Below are 21,602 nucleotides of genomic sequence, written 5' to 3' on the forward strand. Positions count from 1 at the left end.
TTCAGTTCTACCGAAACGATCAAGCGCCAACTTGTACAATGTTGCTATCCAATACGTGAGAGAAAACGTCAATCATTGTCAGTTATAGCCGATTCAATGATTTTTCGTACTCATGACACATGGGATATCGCGTTGAAAGTCCTCATGATTGAGCTGGAACGTATTTGTATTCGCTATAATCCAATCGGATATAACCTTCCGATGTCTTGGCTACCTATAATCGACACTTCAAGGGGTAAACCGGGTTCAATGTTCAATGCCTATTCGGCTCTTTGTCAAGCATACAACGATCGTAGCCAAGGCTACCTTGAGTTGACCTCTCAAGGGGGCAGAACAGCATTCAATGTCAGTTGTCATTGGGGATGCATAGGGAGTTACGGAACAATCTTCGTCACTAGGACACCTCTAATCCTCATGGTCAGTTTGGCGAGTGAGTCTCAGTAAGGGTTGGGCTGACAAAGAATGGCGTGTTACGGGTTCGTGGCCTAGGCCCCCTATAATCACAATATTGAGTAACCCTAGCGATTCGCTGTAAAGATTGAAACGACAAGGCCAGTGGTGCGTTGAGCCTTCGTGGCCTAGGCACCCCTGGGAATTAATTGGATTCGCTATAATCAATTTTTAGGTGGAATCTTCGAAATGACTAACCAAAACTCGACAATATGCTTGATGAGGTTCCAAAACTCGTTCAAATCTGTAGGTTTTGTCACATAGCAATTGGCAAAATGTTCGTGTGCCTTCAAAATATCCTCATCTTGTGCTGAACTTGAAAGCACGACCACTGGGATTGCTTGAATTTCTTTGTCTGCTTTCACTTCAGCTAACACTTCATGGCCACTCTTCTTAGGTAAGTTGAGATCTAGCAAAACAAGGTCTGGCCGCGCCGCGTTGACATACGAGTCTTGACGACGCAAAAATGCCATGGCTTCCTCCCCGTCATTCACGACCGAGAGATGAGCCGTCACTTTCACATCCTTGAGCGCTTCTTGAGTCAAACGCACATCGCCTTCATTATCCTCGACAAGAAGAATTTCCAATTTCCGTGGCGCTGGGACAACCATATTCGGCTCTGTTACCTTCCTTGCAACGACATTACTTACTGCACGAAACAAGGCCTCAAATTCAAATGGTTTAGGCAATACAGCGGACGCTCCGATGGATAATGCTTGTGTATGAATATCTGTCGTCGAATGAGCAGTAATCATGATCACAGGAATATCTCGAGTCGAAGGATTTTTTTTTAATTCTTCTAATAGATTGAGCCCATTCATTTCAGGCATATGATAATCAGTTAAGATGAGGTCAATCGCTTCAAGACGCACGACTTCCAGTCCTTCAACCCCATTACTCGCCTCAGTACAGTTCCATTCTAATGTTTCAAGAAGTTCACGAAGAATGAGCCGATTGGATGCCTGATCATCCACAATAAGAACACGTTTCATACACAAGCCTCCCCTTGAAGATATAATTCCGATAGAAAAATCTACATATTCTAGAAAATGAACATCACACTTCAGCCATTGGCCCGGACATATCACGTTTCCGATAAAAAACGCCAATGATTCTCACACTATAGCGAATCCAAATACGTTCCAACTGAGGCATGCGAACAAACCCCGCGCAATTACTCACTTCAAACATGTGGAAGTCATTTGAAACGGCTATGGTCATCAGGCACCCAAAAACACTTGGCGTTGAAAGAGCAATACGTATATCAAATACATAACTCCATGAAGACAGGAATCCTGCTTATGAACACATGCCAAAATTCGACACTGGCATACTCAAAACATTGTCGCCGATCAAGTGTTATTAAAACTTCACTCGTACTCTCGAATTTTATATGCACAGCTTCAAGTGTTCACTCAAAGTCAGGCAGTGACAAGATGAAAAAGAGTTTTCACGTCAGTGAAAAGCAGGACCGATCTTTCATCTACCTTATCTATTTATCCTATAGAGAATCACCGTTGACCAAACGTTTTCAATTCAATCAGTTCCTCTTTGTCCTCCCGTTGTCCACAAGAATCGTGTGCGAATTCCAAACGTTCTGTTAGCCAGAAGTGCACCCTCATTCCTTGGCTATGGTAAAGAAAAAAGTTGAGCCCTTTTCTGGTGTGGACTCGACCCAAATCTGCCCTCCATGGTCTTCCACGATTCGTTTGCACAGGGCAAGACCAATTCCTGTTCCAGAATATTGTGTTCGATTATGGAGTCGTTGAAATACCTCAAAGATTTTGGTCGAATGTTCAGGCTTAATTCCAATACCGTTATCCTGAACGGAAAAGAGCCAATCCATTGTTCGTGATTCAGCACAAACGGTAATCCTCGGGATAGTCGCCGCATCACAAAATTTCATAGCATTGGCAAAAAGGTTTTGAAACACTTGGGTTAACCGACTGACATCAGCTCTCACATGAGGAAGATTTTCCCAAACCATTTGAGCGTGACGTTCTGAAATTAACGTCTGCAGATTCCTGACGGCTTGAACAACCACCTCCTCACAATCGATCATGCTCATATGTAATTTACCTTTCCCCACTCGCGAATATTCTAAGAGATCGCGGATCAATGTTTGCATGCGATTGGCTCCATCCACAGCATAGGCAATGAACTCATCCGCGTCCGCATCAAGTTTCCCCACGTATCGCTTACCCAACAATTTTGTATAACTCGACACCATCCGTAACGGCTCTTGTAGGTCATGAGCCGCGACAGAAGCAAATTGTTGCAAATCCGCATTTGAGCGAGCCAACTCGGCACGTTGTTGGAGAATTTCCATCTCGATCATTTTTCGTTCGGTAACATCTTCCATCACCGAGATGTGATACGACGGTTCCTCTCCAGGTTGCCACATCGGTGAAACAAACAGATTCACCCAAATAGTCGTCCCGTCTTTTCGAGTGTAATGTTTTTCCATCGAAAACTTTTCGATTTCACCCTTCAATAAGCAATCCATGTTGTTCACATCTTCCGGTAGATTCTTTGAATGGGTAACCTCCTGAAATGTTCTCCCCAACATCTCATCTTGAGAGTAACCGAGAATGTCACAGTAGCGCTGATTGATTCGAACAAATTCACCGGATCGAGAGGTTATTTGTGCAACTCCCACAGCGGCTTGTTCGAAGATGACGCGAAATCTCTGCTCACTCTCTTGCAGCTCACGCGTGCGCTCCTCAACACGGCGTTCTAGTTGCGTATTCAACCTCTGCAGTTCTTGCTGATTATTAGCAATCGTTTGGGCCATCGAATCAAACGCCTCACCAACACGAGCAAGTTCATCTTGCCCTTCCAACGCAGCACGAGCTGCTGTGTCACCATCTGTAAAGCGATTCACTGTGGCAATAAGACGCTCAACACGTCGAGTGACAACACGGTGGAAAATGATTCCTAATACCCCAGCAAGCACAGCAAGGCCAAGCCCATATGCCACGGCCTGACGGTGGAGCACATCTACAGCCGCTTCTCTTGCTTGACTCAGGTTAATTCGTTGATAAAGAAACCCACACTGTGGCGGACGAAGTGTTCCTGTGATAATTGGGTCACAGATGTTGACATATCCTGCGAGATGTCGGGAATCAGGCATCAAGCGAACCACAGCCCCGCCGGAAATGTTCACTTGATCAATCATGAGTCGATCTAACGGTGGCGTCAGTGACGTCCATACGGTCCCAACATCAGACAAGCGGGTCGAAGCAATGATGACACCCCTTGCATCAGTGAGCAGGGCTAGCTCGTGCTTGGGAGCTGAACCAAGTGAGACCACCACACTTTGCGCGCCCTCTGAATTTTCAGCCCTCAACAAAATTTGCAGCACACCTTGCAGTCGCGATAATTCGGCTCGAAGGCGATCAGCAGCCTGTTCCTCGACATTTTGAATAACCACCGGCTGAGTCGCAATATACGTCAAGAGGCCAATCAAGAAAGAAAATGCCGCGAGGATGCCAATGACGAGATATCGCAAAGGATATCGCGACATCATGTTCATGATGAGCCCTTCTGTAACGCCACCGCACTAAAGAGTGAATCAAGCTGGACGGAAGTTCGCAACAGGTCTTTCGTCAACATGAGATCTCGAAGACGTCTGGCAAACAACCCTAATCCCGGGGTACGACCTTGAAGAAGTTTTTGGTTTTCTTCCAAGCTGGGAAGTCGGAAGCCGCGATAACTCTTCAGTGCATCTTGAGGAAGAATTTTCAGTCGTTTCTGCATGCGACTTGCGGCATCATGGGGATTGGCCGTGAAGTAGTCGATGGCGCGAAACCATCCACGCACCACCTTGCGTACGTTATTGGGATGTTCAGCAAAATATGCTTGATTGACAACCAAAACATTGACTATTTCCCCAGGTATGTCACGACTCGTAAACAATTCATGTGCACCCAGTGCAAGGAGTTGAGACCGAACAGGCTCAAACGTCACCAACGCATCGACTTTGCCTGCCTTGTATGCCGCAACATGCTCCCCAACTTCAAGGCTCACGACGGTAATATCTGTGAGGGACAAACCATGTTCCTCCAATGCGCGCGAGAGAAAATACGCGCCAAGAGCACTGGCTTCTACTCCGACTCGCTTCCCAAGCAGCGACGTAAACTCCGTAATATCTGGTGAGCCGAGAATCACATCTCCACCATAAGAAATACTCGCCACCAAAAAGACTTGGACTGGAATCTTACTTTCGAGAAGCAATAAGGTCTCATCGAGTGTTAATGCAGCGGCTTCCAGTGCTTGATTCCGAAAAGCACGAATGACTTCGCTGGCCGAAAGATACTCCACTAATCTGACAGAGCTGGACTGAAAATAGTTCAGATCTCGCGCCAAATACAGAGGCTCATACCCAATCCAAACATTTGTCCCGAGTCGTAGGGGACGATCAGGATGCTCAAAACACGCACCCAAGACACAGATCACGACTGCAAGAAAGAACCCAAGTACGATTTTCAACAATCGTGAATTCATGGCAACGTTGTGAGACCTCACAGACAAACAGTCATGCCTCCTTCACAATCATTTCTTGTATAACCGGGAAACAGCAAGCCCCAAACCCAGCAACAACTCGTGACTCTCGAAAAAGTCCTGAATCTGGAAGGATTCAGCTTAAGCGGAGGATTCTTCATGGAACGGTAACTCCTACGTGATCAACGTTGATCGTAGCGTTAACCCTTATCGAAGAAATTTGAAGCGAGGAATATGAATTCTATGATTTCAATTATAGAGGACTGGCACAAATCCTCAAGAAGAAAATACCTAAGAGTCTATGGCAGAGGATAAAGAAAGGCTGTGCCATAAATGGCATTTTACATGCATTATTTACGCAACACAAACCCTCAAGAACTATTGGCGGATACAAGCGCTGACAACACAATAATTTGCTTGAAACTGGTAAACCGTCGTACCCACGACGTGGAAAGTAAAAATGAAGAGGACATGAGAAGCACCAGTCGACCGGTCAATAATTCTCAATAAAAAACAACCGTCCCCTGATCTCTATTTCTGAGATCAAGGGACGTTAGGAACCCCTTACCGTTCTCCACGCAACTTGCTGAGCCAATGCTCCATTTGTCGGCCAGCAGCTTCACGACCCCCGAGACCAAAGGAAAGGGCCACCGCCACAGCAATTGCGCCAAGCGTGAGCCCGAATGCCAGATTCACGATATCATCCGCTAGACCCATCGCACGGAGGCCCATCGCCAAAATCAAACCGAGAATGGCAAAACGCGCAATATTAGCAGCCGACGTGGAACCCGCTCTGCCGATCACTGCATACGCCAGATTGGAAAGCCAAAACCCTATGATAATAATTAAACCGCCGAGTAGGACTTGGCTGCCAAACTGTATGAACATGGCCACAAGCCCGGAGACTTGGTGAAACCCAAGACGATTCGCAGCTTCGACCGTTGCGAAGAGCATGATAAAGAAACTGATGACTTTCCCGACAATCTGAGACGGCGTCGGCTCGCCCATTAGAACCTGACCAACGCCAAGTTTCTCTGGTAATCCATTGAACCCAATTCCACCCAGAAGATTGCTAACGAGCGAGGAAACCAGACCAGCAACAAAGTAAGCAATGGCCAGGATAATGGCTGCCGCAAAAATGTTGGGAATCGCTGCTAACATCGCATTCAGCATCTCAATCGCCGGTTCAGTCAGTGCATCAATATTTAATGCTTCAAGTGCGGCCACGATTGCAGGAACAAGAATCAGAATATAGACGACAAGCCCGACAAGGCGAGACAAACTCATGGTTACTCGAAGGCCGGCATTCTCACCAAGACGATCGACTCCTGACGCCGCCAAAAGATTACTGACTAAATCTCGTAAAATTTTTGCGACCCACCAACCCACAAGGCCAATAATGCTAGCGGCCATGATATTCGGCAGCACGCCAAGAATGTCGTTGACCATCCCCTGGACAGGATCAAGAAGCCCCTTGAGTTCCAAGGCTCCTAAGATCGCTGGGAGGAACAACAAAAAAATTAACCAGTAGAGCACATTTCCCAGCGTATCACTCATAGGGCTCATCCCAGCTCCAGACGCCAGCTTTTCATCAAGGGTTGTTGCGCCTAACGCCTTGGACACCAGGGTTTGTACAATCGTGGCTAACACCCATGCCACAAGCAACAAGACACCCCCGGCTACAAGCTTAGGGATAAACTCAAATACCTGCCCGACCAATCCTTGAAGCGGACCAGACACCGTTTCCAGTTTCAGCGCATTAAAAAAGGCCATGAGGACGAGAAGAAGGATGACGTAATACAAGCCCGCCGCCACACCTGACTCAAGATCCATATGCGTACCAGTGCTCGTCCGTAACCGATCATTAACGTGTAAAAACCCAAGTGACTTTCGGACACCTCCTCGGATCGCAACCGCTATAAACCACCCCACAATAAGAATAGCCAGTGCGCCAAGCACAGTCGGTAAGGTTTCGCCAAGCGTTGCCTGTAACGAGTCCACGAGTTTACTCATGTCCATAGTTGGCTCCTTTTCAATTGACTGAGTTGTTATTTGCGAAACGCACCCAGGCAACGACACGTGCACCATTGCCATTGCCTGGGTACGACGCAAGCAAGTTACGTGCTTACCTTATGCCGCACTTTTGACCTCTGATGTACAATGACCACAACGTGTCGCTTTAATGGGTATCGTCATCTGACATTGTGGGCAATCTTTCGTCGTCGGCTCTGCAGGAGGCGCCTCTTCTTCTCGCTTCAATTTATTCATCCCCCTGATCACCATAAAGATCGCAAGGGCCACAATAATAAAACTAATCACCGTATTCACAAAGACCCCAAGATTCATGGTCACAGCTCCAGCTTCATTGGCCGCAGCTAACGATGCATACGGACCTGCCGTTGCACCGTCTTTGAGCGTCACAAAAAGATCCGTGAAATCCACGCCACCCATCAGTAGACCTATCGGCGGCATAATGACATCACTCACTAACGAAGAGATGATTTTGCCAAACGCCCCGCCAATGACGATACCAACGGCCATATCTACCACATTGCCACGCATGGCAAACTCTTTAAACTCTTGGAGCATAGTGCCCCCCTATGTAAATTTGGATTGATAAGAATCTACTGTATACTGTGAGCTGACTGGAGAGCACATGTGCGACGCCAGAAAGCTCGCAGTGGGTGTGTTGTGTGCTCCAATCTACTATCCCCCTTTTTTGGTCCCCAGTCAAGCATCACCAACTCTATTCGCATCCTGTTGAGGAGTCGGCCACCCCCTGAGCCAACATTCTTCTCTTCAGCATGCAAAAAAAGAGGAACGATCATCACAGACTGTCCATGCTCTACGGAAAAGTACCCCCTCTATTTGTCCTTCTCCGTAAAGACAAGCAACAAAACCTAGATAATCGTTCCTCAAGATCACAACGACTATAGCGAATTTAAATACGTTCCAGCCGAGCCTGCTTGACTAATTCAGCGTCATTACCCACATCAAACATTGGGAGGTTATACCCGCTTGGCTGTCTTGATAATGATTAACGTGTTATCGTTTCGGTATAACTGAAGCGGCTATATGCCTCAAACAGCGTAAGTTATTTGAAACGGCTATAGCGTACACTCGCTGACAATACCGTCACCCTATTCGAATGCTCAACATCACGACCGTCCTGAATACCTCAAGACAACGCCGCCGAAACAGCCAAGATGATCTTTCGATAATCGAGTGGTTTGCTCAGCACCGTATGAACGCCTAACTCCTTGGCTCGATCAGACACACCACATTCATTATCTTTGGCCAAAAGAATGGTGGGAATTGGTGGACCTTTCAGTTGACCTAATAATGTTTCGAGTAACTGAATTCCTGTCATCACTGGCATCTGCTGATCAGTGATGATAAGGGAAGGACGATGTGTCCGAAGATAGTTGATGGCTTCTTGTCCATGTTCGACTTCCGTGCACGTGTATCCCTGTATACGAAGCATTCGATGAACAAAATGCCGGACAATTGGATCATCGTCAACAATGAGAATTTCATCCATGCATCCATCCTTGCCTCCTACGAGAACATTACGAAGACCATTCCAAACTTCTTCTCGTTCCATCGTTAACATCGAACCCTCCAGGTCTTAGTGAACTTCGTGACAAAACGATAGATAATCAATTATAGTGCCAATAATTTAATTCTTTACTTTCAATAGCTTACACTCATTTAATAAATAAGGCTTCATGCTCATGGCACACATTCTGAGACAGAATTCTGTTTCAGAATGTGTGTCAATGCACTCAACTGCTTTGCTGCAACTAGGAGATTACTGCATGAGGGAAAGCGCTTGATTCGTCTGGGAGTCAGGTCAACATGGCTTGACAACGCTGCTCCCAAACGAATCTAACGGTAGGCCAATTGACGATGACATGGCACGGGAGGATTCATTACGCTCAGGACACGAAGGCATAACCCAAGGTCAAGAGGTACAGCGTATCGGACTTCTTAAATCCGGGTGAGGGTGAATTATCATACCGCCAATTGACTTGTAAGCTTGATACGAAGTTTTCCCAAATATTGAGTCGAATGCCCTGCTGACTCGTGATGTAATAATCGCTACTGCTCTCCAAAGATGGGAATGCCTGATGTTGATGAAACAGCGTGACCGTCGGTAACACCGGCCATAAAAAATCAATGGCCCAACGTCCCGTCACATAATTTTGGTCGGGGGCAATCTTAAAGTCCTCATTAAAAAATCCAAGTCCGATTTCAGCGTTGAGTTGCATTTCTTGAAAGTATGAGCTTGCAAAATCGCCCTTGTCGATAATCTGATATCCGGGTCCAGCGTTGATTGATGTTCGAAGCTGCAAATCCTGAAACGTATCTTGCTCAAAGATCGCACTCGAATAGGCGTAAAAACGCTTTGTGATAAAGAAGTCAAGTTTGATTGTTCCAAATGAGTTTCGAGCATTAATACCTGAGCGATCTTCTCCATACACCCATCGACCTAAAATCGTCAGACGCAACCGATCACTTCGTGCGATTAACTCTCCCAAGAAACTCGCATTTTTCTGTTTTGTGTTACCAGAGTTAATCGCGCCCCCAAAACTGATATTACCGGTATACTCCACAGCCTTTTTTTCTGGTGGATTCACGGAAATAACGGAGTCCATCGTCACAGGGAGTGGACGATTCAATAACTTGGTTTGAACGTGAAAATTCCCGGCCTCATCCGTCGTTGGAATTCCCGTGAGCGTCATCCCGTCATTCAACTCCAACGTAATGGGCTCCTCAGATGTAATACCCACCACCTCACTCCAATGAATGATGATCGGATCTTCCTCGCTAAACGCCGTCTTGACGGTCAGTTTACCTTCAGTCATGTCAAGAATTTCGCCAAACACCCGACTTCCATCTTTCAGGTCGATCTGGGCCATTGTTCCAGCATACGCGACAACGGTCATCACCATAGAGATGAGAACAACACACAGCACCCACTTACTTTTGTGCATAGAACCTCCTTGTATTAGCACAAACATCTTTACTCAAACATTTCGAGCATACTTGAACACGACCTTTTCTCAATGAGCACATGGAGGGGAATTAGAAGGACCGAATCATGAGGGGACATAGATGGAAACCCGCATGATTATGCGAGGGGGTAATCACGATTGACGGCTAACGATCCTACAAAACTCTAACGTTCTTTTCACAATCACAACATGTCGTTCACCTCAATTCATGTCTCGGACGTCGCGTCCCTATATATAGGCACACGATGCGCATTGATCGCGAAGGGCACAAGACCACGTTCAAACAACACACGGGTTAAAAATATGGACATCTTGAATCATTCACGACCTGTGGTATCCGTCCTACCCTTTTGCTGGAAGACCAAGACTGTCCAAGCGACGATAGAGTGTTGATCGACTCATTCCTAACAATCGTGCCGCTTCCGCACGCTTGCCTTTTGCACGCTTGAGAGCTGCAACGATTTGTTCCCGTTCATCACATTCTGGATTGAGACTCATTGATGGAATATCGCCAGCCTCCAAACATTCTGGTGGAAGGTCGGATGGAAGAATCATCGCACTATGACAGTGAATAAAGGCATAGTCTAATGCACTTTTGAGTTCGCGAACATTTCCAGGCCATCGATACTTGATGAGTTGCCTCATGGTGTCTGAACTAATTTCTTGGATTTCCCACTTTTTAGTGACTGCACGCGATTGACCAAAAAACACCTCACTTAAGAGTGGAATATCTTCTCTTCGATCACGCAAAGGTGGAAGATGTAATCGCGCGACCCTGACTCGATACAAGAGGTCTGACCGAAACGCTCCCGTCTTGACGAGCTCCGGAAGATTTTGATGCGTCGCGGTGACGACCCGGACATCAACCTTTCGCGGATGGGATTCACCCAACCGCATGATTTCCTTTTCTTGAAGCACCCGGAGCAGAGTCGTCTGAATACTGAGCGGCATGTCTCCAATTTCATCAAGAAATAGGGTTCCAGAATCCGCGGCTTCAAAAAACCCTTGGTGATCGTGCATTGCACCAGTAAAGGCTCCGCGTTTATGGCCAAACAGTTGACTGCCAAGAAGCGAGTCTGTCAACCCGGCACAATTCACTGCAATAAATGGCTGGTCTTTTCGAGAACTGGCCTGATGAATCGCCCGAGCGACTAATTCCTTCCCCGTTCCTGTCTCACCTTCAATCAATACTGTCGCATCAGTCGGGGCAATGTCCTGGATTCGTGTATACACATCAGTAATGGCGGGACTTTTTCCCACAAGATCAAAGAAGCGATTTTTCTCAGTTAAGATCTCACGAAGTCCCTCCACTTCTGTCACGTCATAGAGAAAAAAAATGGTTCTCTGGGAATCTCGAGGATCTTCCTGAATATCAATTTCTAATGAAACACGCTGCCCCCTCGTTTGTTCGATGACGACAGGCACTTTACATCGTTCATCAATCGGTTGTTGCACCATGTCATGAAGAATAGTCCTATCGCTTTCCGAGAAAGCCGGGATGGCATTCCACAACTGACCAACCACTTCCCCTTCTGTCAGTTTCAAGAGCTCTTGCGCAACAAGGCTAACAAAGGTGATACGGCCCTGGGCATCAGTCATGATCGTACCTAATTGCAAACGATCAAGAATGACCATGAGGTCGTCACGAAGTTGTTCGCTCCGTTCGAGCTTCCCGCCCAATGCCCGTTCAACTTGTTTGTGTTCGGCCATGGCCTGCTGATGCTGCAACCCGCCTTCTCTTGCGGATTGGAGCACCGTCTGTAATGCAAGTGCACCACCTCCAATTCTTTGAATCAACAAAATCTCCATTTCTGGACTTGCCACGACCGTTGCTTCAAATTGATAGTCTGCGCCATCAGCCCCCTGTTCTGACCAAATACCAGAGGTGAGCTGTCCGCTCGTTTGACTATCCAAAAACTCGTGAACCTCTGGCAAAAAATGCTGTAAGAACGGTGATTGCAAGTCTGGTTGAATCGTCGGAAATTTTTCAGAGGTTTTCCCCAAAAACACTCGATACCACTCAGGAAGCGGGTGGAGACATTGAAATGTTTGAGAGATTTTTTCACGCTTCAGCACAAGAATTGACAGCGCTTCGATCACTCCGCTGAAAAGGAAAAGCTCATTCATCATGATTGAAGGATCATGTGCGTGTGAGATGAATTATTCATACGCATAGGTCTTTATGGACAAACAGACAGTTAGTAGCAGGAGTCTTCAGCACGATAGAGACCACCACCACACAACCTACGAATATGAAGAAGATTTGGTCGTTCGCGTCTGCGTCAAATAATAGGCCGACTGTCGTCTTTGTTGCTGAATCGCCATTTCTGTCGCATCAAGTAACAAAACCCAGTCTCCTGATTTTCCTGGAAGGAGATGAAGATCTAGAAAATGCTTGACATCAAATTGAACAAATGGGATGACCACTAATTCACCATTTAAAGGGAGAAGTCCATGTAAAAAACAGACAGACTCCGTGATCGTTTGACCTTTTTTGCAAGACTGCAGACCATAGTGTCCTAATGCCCCGCCAGCCTCCAGAACATGGCAATCCTGACTTACATAGAAATAACCCGGAAATCGGCATGTGACAATATGCTGGAAGAGATATTCTCGTACGGGATAAGGATAGGACTCCATTTAGTCATCGACCATATCTTTGGCAAGGGTGAAAAATGCCTCCTCCACGCCTTGTCCAGTTTTGGCGCTCCCTTCAATCACGGTCCATTCGCGAGCCTTTAACTCTGCAATAGCTTCCTGGCTAATTTCCCATTGATCGGACAAGTCCGTCTTATTGATAATGACGACAAATGGCACATCCCCAAGAATCTCTTGCGCCATCTGCTGAAGGCCTTCAACAACACCAAAGGTGAGTTGACGAGTGCCATCGATGACCAACATATATCCCGATGAACCACGCAAATACGATGCCCGAATTTTTTGAAACTCATCTTCCCCGTGCAAATCCCAGAGAATCAGCGTCATCGGCTCCCCTTGGATTTCCAGGACTTTTTTGTCGATTTTCACCCCCACCGTTGTTAGATATTTCTCAGAAAAAATCCCTGAGACATATTGCTTAACAAGACTGGTTTTTCCCACCGCAAACGCGCCCAATAGGCACACTTTCTTTTGAATCATTCCTCCCAACCCTTTCCCTACTCTCGCGAATTCTTGATGAACACCTTCATTGAGACACGGCGTGCTAATGCAGGGTCGTTAATGACCTTGCCAGATACGTCGTTCACTAGTTCAACAGGGATCACATCTGTGCGTGTCAGTGGTTCGAGCGATAAGGCCTTCCACACGGCCTGCGATCGCGCAAGCCGTAACTGTTTGTTTCTCGATTGAGAACCTTCTCGACTTGATTGCCCTTGAATCTCGACTCGTACCTTTTGCCCTAAACCCTCTGCAAGAATATCGAGCTCCTGTACTTTTTTTGAAATAGCCAAGAGATCATCCTGGCTCACTTGAGACAGCCGGGCACTGCCTTTGGCAAAATTGAAGTTCTGTTGTTCAATCTCCTCTCGAAGTGCTTCAAATTGTGCCACATTTGTATCAATGAGATGTTTAGTGACAATTTCAGTCAAGCCTGGAGTGATAGGCTGAAGACGGTCTATTCGACTAATCCATTGATGCGAAGCCTGGCCTGAGATAATAAGACGCGTATTCTCGACCTTGAGATCAACCGATTCTGGCGGTTGTAGCCGTGAACGGACTCTCATCTCAAGAAAGTGTGGGGAAAGTGCAAAGTAAGGCTCAAGCTCAAATTGGATTGACTCAGTATCTAATCCTGCTTGTTCAGCCAGCACGGTTGGATCAGCGGAAAGCGGGTCGCGAAGTCCGTTCACAATGGTTTTGCCTTCCTGGTCATCAATAGAGGTCACACTGATACCTGCCTCTTGGGTGACAAGTTGACGGAATGTCGTCCAACGTTGATGATCAATGTAGGTCCATCCCCCCCAAAGCAAGAGTCCCGCACAGATAACGACCGACAAACCCCAAAGAAATGGAGAGGGCTTCGACGAGCCACCTTCAAATTGAGCCTGAAGGCATTCCTCAAGTTGCGGACGAGTCTTTTCAAACAAACTTTGATTTCCATTGAATGACTCAAAAGCATCAGAAAATATCACATGCACAGACTCAAGAACCTGTTGAAAAACTTCACGCAATTCATGCGGCGGAGTCCCACGAACCACTCCAGCTAATAGAGCGTTTGAGCCTTGTTCAATCCAGACCGTCAGTTCCCCAACCCGCAGAGATTCCAACGAATCAGAATGCTTCCCTCCGAATGAATCATGTACAAAATCCTGAATGGCCGTCAGCATACCAGAGACCACCTCTTCATCTTGGATAGCCCCAATATCAGCAGCGACATGCTGAAGGAGTAGGCCCGTCTCTCGGTGGATTAAAAAGACTTGTTCAACTCGAAACTTGAGGGTGTGAAGAAGCACAATTTCTGCAAACGGTTTTCCGGTCCGCAACGATTCCATCCTCCACTGCAAACCTTTCCAAGAGACACTATGTTCAAGTGTTTGATTGAGCGATTGCACCATCCCCTGTAATGCACTGAAAATAGCCTTGCGAATCGCAGGGGCCATAATTGGAGAAATTGCATCAACAATGATGCGTGGAGACTTTTTGATGGAAAGAATTAACACTTCCGTTAAAATCGGAGAAAGCGATGAGGCGAGCTGAGTATCTTGTTTCGATCTCAGAAGAATCGCATCAGGCAACACACGACTCACATCTTTCGCTTGAAGAGCCGGATCATCTAGGCGATTTTGTAATTGCTCAAGTTGGGTTTGTTCAGGAGCGAGAAGAATATTTCGTAACTGATTGAGCGCTTCTATTTCAGAAATCGAAGCCTTAGTCTTAGGATCAGTGGAAATGCTATCAGAAGGAGAAGCCATAATTAGAATCCCCGGAAGCGTTCAGAATTCGTAACGTACCGCCTTACCCTAAGAAGAGAGACATCGTACAGCACGAATGATTGATTAACCAATCAAGGGGATTACTCGTTGGTGGGTAACTTAAAATCATTATTCAGCCGCAGAGCTGATTCCATAAACATTTCAGCAAGAGATGCTCGATCCAGCTTTTCTCCACGAAGCTCTTCAATGGCGTTTTCAAACATCACAGAAAGGTCAGTGCTCTTTTGTTGAATTTCCTGCGATAGATTTTTATGCTGCTCTAAGGCTTGTTGCCGTAATTCACGCTGTCCTTGAATAGTCTGGTCATCAAGTTTCGTCACCCGCTCCTGAAGCAGTTTCCCGAGATGTCCCAGTTCACGACTTAGCTCGCTCAAAGACTCGGTCTTTTCCTTCTGTTCATTTTTCATTCGACTCGTCAAGGACTCAACTTCATTTCTGACGTACTGCTCAAGCGAGTCAAAACGACTCTTGAGGTCATTGCGCAATTCAGCCGCTTCCTTCAGTAATCGTTCCTCTAAGCGAGTAAACCGTTTTTCATACTCCCGGCTTTGAGCACCAAACAAAATGTCCCGAACCTTGTCCAAACTCGCGGTACCGGCATGCTCATCGTCCAACATTTGTCCATCCAGTTCATTTCCCTCAGGCTTACGGGTCTGGACGGATACTTTTAATTGACTTGGTTGATTTTTACGACTTAGGCTCATCGTCATGCTCCCTGGCTAAGGATGGACAACTATTTATAGGTCAAGGCCTCATGCCTCAGATCACTCAACCAAGAAATGGGTAACCCCATCGACACAAATCGGTCATGGAATTTTACTTATAGCGCCCCTCTCAAAAATGATTCAGTATCCTATCACTTAAGGGTATAGCGAACAAGCCATGGATTCGGACAGAGGAAAGAACTAACACATATGTACTGCAAACAGGAGGCAGCTCATCGAACTAAGCCTTTCTAAACGACGGGAGCCCTAGGACACAGTAGTCCTCATTTACAAAGGCCTTTGAAGTCGTTCTTTATGTTGGACTTAGGGAAGATCAATCTCCCTACGTTGAGAGTACCTAGCACACGATGGGTCCAACTCATTAGAGTCGTCGATGCAATTATATAAATTGGTCGGGAATTGGCGGGGTGAGGAGTCAGCTCACAGGCGTGACTCCAGCACACGATAGTTCCCTGTATTGAAGGCTACTACTGAGGTATGTTTATTAATTGATAGTCGCCAAGTAGCTCGGGAACCAAGGTGGGCTAACACACGGTCATACAACGTAATACTAGCTAGTGATATATTTACTTATTCTGAATCGAAGCAAACAGGACAGGTATCAAAATTACAGGTGGCCTAGGCCACGATAGCTCCACGTTCTCAAAATGGTTGGTGTAGGAATTTCGCAGGACAACCCACTTGCAATTCAGAGAATTCAATGACAAGTGGCCTAGGCCACGATAGCTCCACGTTCTCGAAATGTTTGGTGTAGGAATTTCGCAGGACAACCCACTTGCAATTCAGAGAATTCAATTACAAGTGGCCTAGGCCACGATAGCTCCACGTTCTCGAAATGTTTGGTGTGGGGATTTCGCAGGACAACCCACTTGCAATTCAGAGAATTCAATTACAAGTGGCCTAGTCACCTTCGGGTTCGCTGTTACCATGCTGATGCGTGACTTGATCTTCTTCAAACAGTTCAGCCATCTCGTCAGCAATCATATCGCGATCATTTGGCACTGACACGACATTGAGTTCCTTACGAGCCTTTGGCTCTTCTTTGGAGGAAGGCGAGGAACTCGGGGAATCGGAGTCCTGATCGGAAGGTGGATTTTCTTTCTCGTCGTCCATAGTGCGCCTCTAGTCCCAGGCAAATAATAAATGGTTATTCAAAGGCTTCCAATGAAGATTGCTCAGGAAACTCTTTATGACAATGTTGACAGGTCACAAAGTAAATTGATTCTCGGACAGACATGATAATGCGAAAATTGAGGGTCACACCCCGTTGCTCACAATGAGGACAGGCAATATCCCGGAGTCGATACGGAACATCTGGTTGAGTCCGGAGATAGAATTCCATATCCGTATGGACGGGAAACGTATAATAACAATCACGGCAAATCGCCTTCCATTCATCACCTTCGCTCACGGTTCGGCTATCAATACCAAACCGATTTGACTTGCAAATGGCGCACTTAACCAGCCCAAGGCGCTCTTCCACTTCCGAAACAGTCATCAATTCATTATCCTGTGACTAATATGTAAATAGCGAGAATGCCTAAAAATTCTTGTCCAATATGCAATCATCATGGAAGATAGTATAGGTATCCATCCTACCTTCCGCAACTCATTTTCATCACTCAACAAAAAAAAGGCTTTTAAATCAGAGGAAAGCATCATCCATTCTTGCGCTTCTAGACGCTTGCCGGAGCCTCATCATCCGAGCTACAAACAGAGTAACAACCTCATGTTTTAGCACTGAACTGACGAAACCCTCTCTTATGGATACTTTACTTGGCTCACTCTATATCGGAAATATTGATGATGCTCACGACCCACCTCCGGTCATTTCGGCACTTCTTTGGACAGCGCTTGAGAGCAAACTCATTCCGCCAAAGGGCATTCTGTTGGGTAGAATTCCGCTCCGAGAATATACCGAAGCTGTGCCCATGGATATTGAATCTGCCGTCGTATGGCTCGAACGCCACCTTCCTCACCATCAGGTCTTAATCGCGTGCCGTGCGGGTATGGGACGATCAGTATCCGTCATGATTGCGTATCTCTGTTGTGTACAAGGCATGAGCTATGAGAAAGCCGTAGATTTTGTTCGGCAACGCCGAGAAGGGACGACTCCACTCCCAAGACTCGAACACACGATAGAAAAAGTCAAAATACTACGGCAAAAAATATCCACGTAACCTGTTGCTTTCATTCAACACTATGAAAATTTCCCCGTTTCCCACATACCAGAAAGCCGACTTCTTCGATGCCAGAACTCCCAGAGGTTGAAGTCATACTCAACCAACTCCGCTCGCACATTCTTGAAAGTACGATTAAAGAATTTCATGTACAACGGTCAGATATTATCCGAATCGGCCTATCGTCTCGCCAGTGGTACCTGGGAACACAAATTACCGATCTCATCCGAAAAGGGAAAAGTCTGATCTTTACGTGCAGAAAGAACCAACTCACACGGTATATGCTGGCAGAGCTCGGCATGACCGGATTGTTTCTCTTTCAATCTGCTAGTACCGGTTATGACAAACACATTCATCTCACCTTCACCTTAGATCAATCAAATGAAGCCACGTTGCACTACTGGAACCCAAGACGATTTGGTCGGGTCTATTTACTCGACGCCGAACAATTAGCCCACTTCACTCAACGTCGATTTGGGATTGACCCACTTTCACTGACCCAAGAAAAGTTTCATGAGATGATCCACAACTCACGTGGACGGATGAAGGCCTTCTTATTAAATCAGCACAAACTCGCGGGAATTGGGAACATTTACGCCAATGAAATTTTGTACGATGCTCGCATTCATCCCTATGCACAGGGCTATCGATTATCCAGAGCCGCCATCGCACGTCTTTATGGCTCCACCCAAAACATTCTTCAACAAGCCATCATTTCCGGAGGATCATCTATCCGAGACTTTCGAGCACCCGATGGATCACGAGGACACTTTCAACAACAGCATGTTATTTATCAAAAAGCCGGTCATCCTTGTCCTCGCGGATGCTCAAAGATCATCAAACGTCTCACGTCCGAACGCAGTTCATTTTACTGCCCATCCTGTCAAAAACGTACCTAATCAAAAAGACGCATACTTCCTAAGTAACCAAACACGATGGATCTGCTGGTTGGTCAAATCCGTCATGAAATGCATGAAATTTATAAGCCTTCGAATGCGGCAAAGACCAAAAGGCAAACCACCACATCTCTTGTTGAAAACAACAATGACCGGAACCCCTCTCTTCGGTGACGCAAGAAGGCGTTGCTCATCTTCCCGCGCCCGTCTTCACAACTCCACTCGACAACCAATCAAATTCTTGTCTCCTCGTATTCCCTCTGTTAGACTTCTTTTTCTGGATTCAATACAAGGGAAACGGCTTCGAATCATACGTGAAAAAATTGAAACTCAAAGAGGGAGTTGATCTGGCCAACCTGTTTGGTCCACACGACTTACATCTTCGCATGATCGAAGGAGAACTCAATGTCGATATGACCGCTCGGGGTGATGAGATCACAGTAAAGGGACAACCTGATGCCGTGCTGCGAGCGGAACGCATCTTACATGAGTTAGGTGACTGGACTCGTGACTACTACGAATTAAAACCCGACGATATCACTCGCGCTCTTCGGTCCACGGAAACAGAACTCGAGCGTCCACTCAAAAAATTTTCCCTCGACCCTTCATCAAGCAATACCAACTTGAAAAAAGGTGGCATTGTTCCCAAGTCCCCGGCACAACAATCTTATATTGAAGCCATCCAACAGTACGACCTCGTCATTGCGATTGGTCCAGCAGGCACTGGAAAAACTTACCTCGCCATGGCCATGGCCTTAGCGGCGTTTAATAAACGAGAAGTCAGTCGAATTGTCCTCGCACGCCCGGCCGTGGAGGCGGGCGAACGGCTCGGTTTTTTACCGGGTGATATGATCGCCAAAGTCCATCCGTATCTTCGCCCCTTATACGATGCGCTCTATAGTATGATGGATATTGAACGGGCCAACCGGCTGGTTGAGCGTGGAGAGATTGAAATCGCACCGTTAGCGTTCATGAGAGGACGAACGCTCAACGATGCATTTGTGATCCTCGATGAGTCGCAAAATGCGACGGCAGAACAAATGAAAATGTTCTTAACAAGACTTGGGACCCACTCCAAAGCCATCGTGACTGGTGACATTACACAGGTTGATCTGCCACCAACTCAAACGTCAGGCCTCGTACAAATCGCTGAAATCCTTCAAGATATTGAAGACATTAAATTTATTCACTTTACCGAACGAGATGTGGTGCGGCATGCACTGGTACGAGCCATTATTAAAGCCTACGATCAATATGGACAGAAGACCGCTCACGCGCAGGAATCGCGATGAGACTCACCTGCCTCCAGCAAAGAAAGTACACCCTTTCTTGATTCGGGCTATACGTAGAAATAGACCGGACTAATGTCCGTTCTTCTCCGTTCCCGGCTACGCCAAACAAGGATCAACGAACACGCCCTTCGTACGGTTGCGCAGAGGATTCTGAACAAAACCGGCGTCCCAGACTCAGAGCTCAGCGTTGAGCTCGTAGGCAACACTCGCATGCAAACGTTAAACCGACAGTATCGTCATCAGGACCGACCAACCGACGTACTCGCGTTTCCATTATGGGAAGGACCCGGCCCTCGCACGTCATTGCTTGGAGACGTCGTCATCTCCGTACCTATGGCTGAGCGCCAAGCGGCGACCTATGGACATTCTATTGACAAAGAGATGATACACCTACTCACACATGGTATCCTGCATCTCATCGGCTACGACCATGAACGCGGACAACGTGAAGCCCAACGCATGCGGCGAAAAGAACAAACGATTCTGGAAGCACTTCAACCAATACCGAAAATCTTAAGAAAAAAATAAGACCTCGGTAATTAAATTCTCTGGTCAGTCAGAGAAAAGTTTTTTACACTTTTAATGAACAGACGAGAAATGTTTATCGTCACGAATTAGGCTTACAATGGGATGGTTACAACGCTTACAAGATGGATTGACAAAAACTCGCAAGAGTGTCCAGGGCTCACTACAACGCCTGATCGGTGCAGGACCGGACCCCGCAGTTTTGGAAGAAGTTGAAGAGGCGTTACTCGGAGCTGATGTGGGAGTTCGTGTCGTCGATCGTCTAATGGAGAGAATCCGAACGGAAGGTGTGACCACCGAATCCGACGACCCCCTCCAACCCTTTAAAGATACGTTGCTACAAATTTTTCAACCCATTCAATCGGAGTCACTCGACACATTAATTCAACAGGGACCCCGTCCCTATGTTTTGCTCGCCATCGGCATCAATGGAGTTGGAAAAACCACGACCATTGCCAAACTCGGCAAGCGTTTTCAACAATCCGGTCTACAGCCGTTATTTGTTGCGGCCGACACCTTTCGCGCAGCCGCAACCGAACAACTCGTGACATGGGGAAACCGCATTGGGGTTGACGTCATTCGACACCAGCAGGGCGCAGACCCTGCGGCCGTCGTCTTCGATGGGATTGTCGCGGCCAAGGCTCGAAAAAGCGATGTCGTCTTAATCGACACGGCAGGACGGCTCCACACCAAAGTCAATCTCATGCAAGAACTCGAAAAGATGAAACGGGTGATCACACGAGAACTCCCCGGAGCACCTCACGAAATCCTCCTGACTCTTGATGGGACGTTAGGGCAAAACACGATTGCTCAAGCGAAACAATTTCATGAATCGCTTGGCGTCACAGGACTGGCTCTCACTAAACTTGACGGAACCGCTCGAGGCGGTGTGGTCGTTGCGATTGCGGAAGAACTCAAGATTCCAATTCGACTCATCGGCGTGGGGGAAGGTGAAGATGACCTCCAAGATTTCCAAGCCCAAGAGTTTATTGATGCCCTTCTACAGGTAGACGGCTAACAATTCCCAATTCTGATTATACATGGACTTTATTAATGCCTTCATCAATTGAGAGACACCATCA

General features: G+C 46.8%; 20 protein-coding genes. 5 read left to right on the forward strand and 15 right to left on the reverse strand.

The genetic code is table 11. The annotated features are described in order from the left end of the window. Positions 1–614: 614 nt before the first annotated feature. The 15 genes from ACWQXP_RS13235 to ACWQXP_RS13305 form a co-directional block, all read right to left on the reverse strand. Positions 615–1,442, reverse strand: a complete 828-nt coding sequence (locus ACWQXP_RS13235; protein WP_454063348.1) for a response regulator — start codon at positions 1,440–1,442, stop codon at positions 615–617. Between the two features lie 64 nt (positions 1,443–1,506). Beyond that, a complete protein-coding gene (locus ACWQXP_RS13240) occupies positions 1,507–1,641 on the reverse strand; it encodes a hypothetical protein (protein WP_454063349.1) in 135 nt (44 codons plus the stop codon). A 427-nt stretch (positions 1,642–2,068) separates the two neighbouring features. After that, the gene (locus ACWQXP_RS13245; protein ID WP_454063350.1) at positions 2,069–3,985 is read right to left on the reverse strand and encodes a PAS domain S-box protein; all 1,917 of its coding nucleotides are present in this window, start codon (positions 3,983–3,985) and stop codon (positions 2,069–2,071) included. Beyond that, a complete protein-coding gene (locus ACWQXP_RS13250) occupies positions 3,982–4,956 on the reverse strand; it encodes an ABC transporter substrate-binding protein (protein WP_454063351.1) in 975 nt (324 codons plus the stop codon). The genes ACWQXP_RS13245 and ACWQXP_RS13250 overlap by 4 nt, the downstream gene beginning before the upstream one ends. Positions 4,957–5,517: 561 nt before the next feature. After that, entirely contained in the window at positions 5,518–6,972 is a 1,455-nt protein-coding gene (locus tag ACWQXP_RS13255; protein ID WP_454063352.1) for a mechanosensitive ion channel, read from the reverse strand. Positions 6,973–7,083: 111 nt separating this feature from the next. Further along, the gene (gene mscL, locus ACWQXP_RS13260; RefSeq protein WP_454063353.1) at positions 7,084–7,542 is read right to left on the reverse strand and encodes a large-conductance mechanosensitive channel protein MscL; all 459 of its coding nucleotides are present in this window, start codon (positions 7,540–7,542) and stop codon (positions 7,084–7,086) included. Positions 7,543–8,131: 589 nt separating this feature from the next. Beyond that, on the reverse strand, positions 8,132–8,566 hold the full coding sequence (locus tag ACWQXP_RS13265; RefSeq protein ID WP_454063354.1) for a response regulator: 435 nt from the start codon (positions 8,564–8,566) through the stop codon (positions 8,132–8,134). A gap of 325 nt (positions 8,567–8,891) precedes the next feature. Beyond that, positions 8,892–9,950 (reverse strand): DUF481 domain-containing protein, encoded by a 1,059-nt coding sequence (locus ACWQXP_RS13270; RefSeq protein WP_454063355.1) that lies wholly within the window; start codon positions 9,948–9,950, stop codon positions 8,892–8,894. Between the two features lie 363 nt (positions 9,951–10,313). Next, on the reverse strand, positions 10,314–12,101 hold the full coding sequence (locus ACWQXP_RS13275; RefSeq protein WP_454063356.1) for a sigma-54 interaction domain-containing protein: 1,788 nt from the start codon (positions 12,099–12,101) through the stop codon (positions 10,314–10,316). A gap of 114 nt (positions 12,102–12,215) precedes the next feature. Next, positions 12,216–12,611 (reverse strand): hypothetical protein, encoded by a 396-nt coding sequence (locus ACWQXP_RS13280; protein ID WP_454063357.1) that lies wholly within the window; start codon positions 12,609–12,611, stop codon positions 12,216–12,218. Further along, positions 12,612–13,109, reverse strand: coding sequence for a Rab family GTPase (locus ACWQXP_RS13285; RefSeq protein ID WP_454063358.1), 498 nt, complete (start codon positions 13,107–13,109; stop codon positions 12,612–12,614). It lies immediately after the preceding gene. Between the two features lie 17 nt (positions 13,110–13,126). Next, positions 13,127–14,881: an OmpA family protein gene (locus ACWQXP_RS13290; protein ID WP_454063359.1), complete on the reverse strand. Its 1,755-nt coding sequence runs from the start codon at positions 14,879–14,881 to the stop codon at positions 13,127–13,129. A gap of 101 nt (positions 14,882–14,982) precedes the next feature. Further along, positions 14,983–15,606 carry a hypothetical protein gene (locus ACWQXP_RS13295; RefSeq protein ID WP_454063360.1) on the reverse strand — a complete coding sequence of 208 codons (624 nt, stop codon included), beginning with the start codon at positions 15,604–15,606 and terminating at the stop codon, positions 14,983–14,985. 921 nt (positions 15,607–16,527) lie between these two features. Next, the gene (locus ACWQXP_RS13300) at positions 16,528–16,740 is read right to left on the reverse strand and encodes a hypothetical protein (RefSeq protein WP_454063361.1); all 213 of its coding nucleotides are present in this window, start codon (positions 16,738–16,740) and stop codon (positions 16,528–16,530) included. A gap of 34 nt (positions 16,741–16,774) precedes the next feature. Then, positions 16,775–17,125: a hypothetical protein gene (locus ACWQXP_RS13305; protein WP_454063362.1), complete on the reverse strand. Its 351-nt coding sequence runs from the start codon at positions 17,123–17,125 to the stop codon at positions 16,775–16,777. A gap of 265 nt (positions 17,126–17,390) precedes the next feature. On the opposite strand from ACWQXP_RS13305, the gene ACWQXP_RS13310 reads away from it, so the two are divergent. From ACWQXP_RS13310 to ftsY, 5 genes are all read left to right on the forward strand, one after another. After that, positions 17,391–17,807 carry a protein-tyrosine phosphatase family protein gene (locus ACWQXP_RS13310; protein WP_454063363.1) on the forward strand — a complete coding sequence of 139 codons (417 nt, stop codon included), beginning with the start codon at positions 17,391–17,393 and terminating at the stop codon, positions 17,805–17,807. A gap of 68 nt (positions 17,808–17,875) precedes the next feature. Further along, positions 17,876–18,706, forward strand: a complete 831-nt coding sequence (gene mutM, locus ACWQXP_RS13315; protein ID WP_454063364.1) for a bifunctional DNA-formamidopyrimidine glycosylase/DNA-(apurinic or apyrimidinic site) lyase — start codon at positions 17,876–17,878, stop codon at positions 18,704–18,706. Between the two features lie 311 nt (positions 18,707–19,017). Then, complete coding sequence (locus ACWQXP_RS13320) at positions 19,018–19,995, forward strand: PhoH family protein (RefSeq protein WP_454063365.1); 978 nt, start codon at positions 19,018–19,020, stop codon at positions 19,993–19,995. 72 nt (positions 19,996–20,067) lie between these two features. Beyond that, positions 20,068–20,523, forward strand: a complete 456-nt coding sequence (gene ybeY / locus ACWQXP_RS13325; RefSeq protein WP_454063366.1) for an rRNA maturation RNase YbeY — start codon at positions 20,068–20,070, stop codon at positions 20,521–20,523. Between the two features lie 97 nt (positions 20,524–20,620). Continuing rightward, positions 20,621–21,538, forward strand: coding sequence for a signal recognition particle-docking protein FtsY (gene ftsY, locus ACWQXP_RS13330; RefSeq protein WP_454063367.1), 918 nt, complete (start codon positions 20,621–20,623; stop codon positions 21,536–21,538). Positions 21,539–21,602 lie beyond the last annotated feature (64 nt).

The organism is Candidatus Nitrospira salsa, assembly GCF_965152625.1.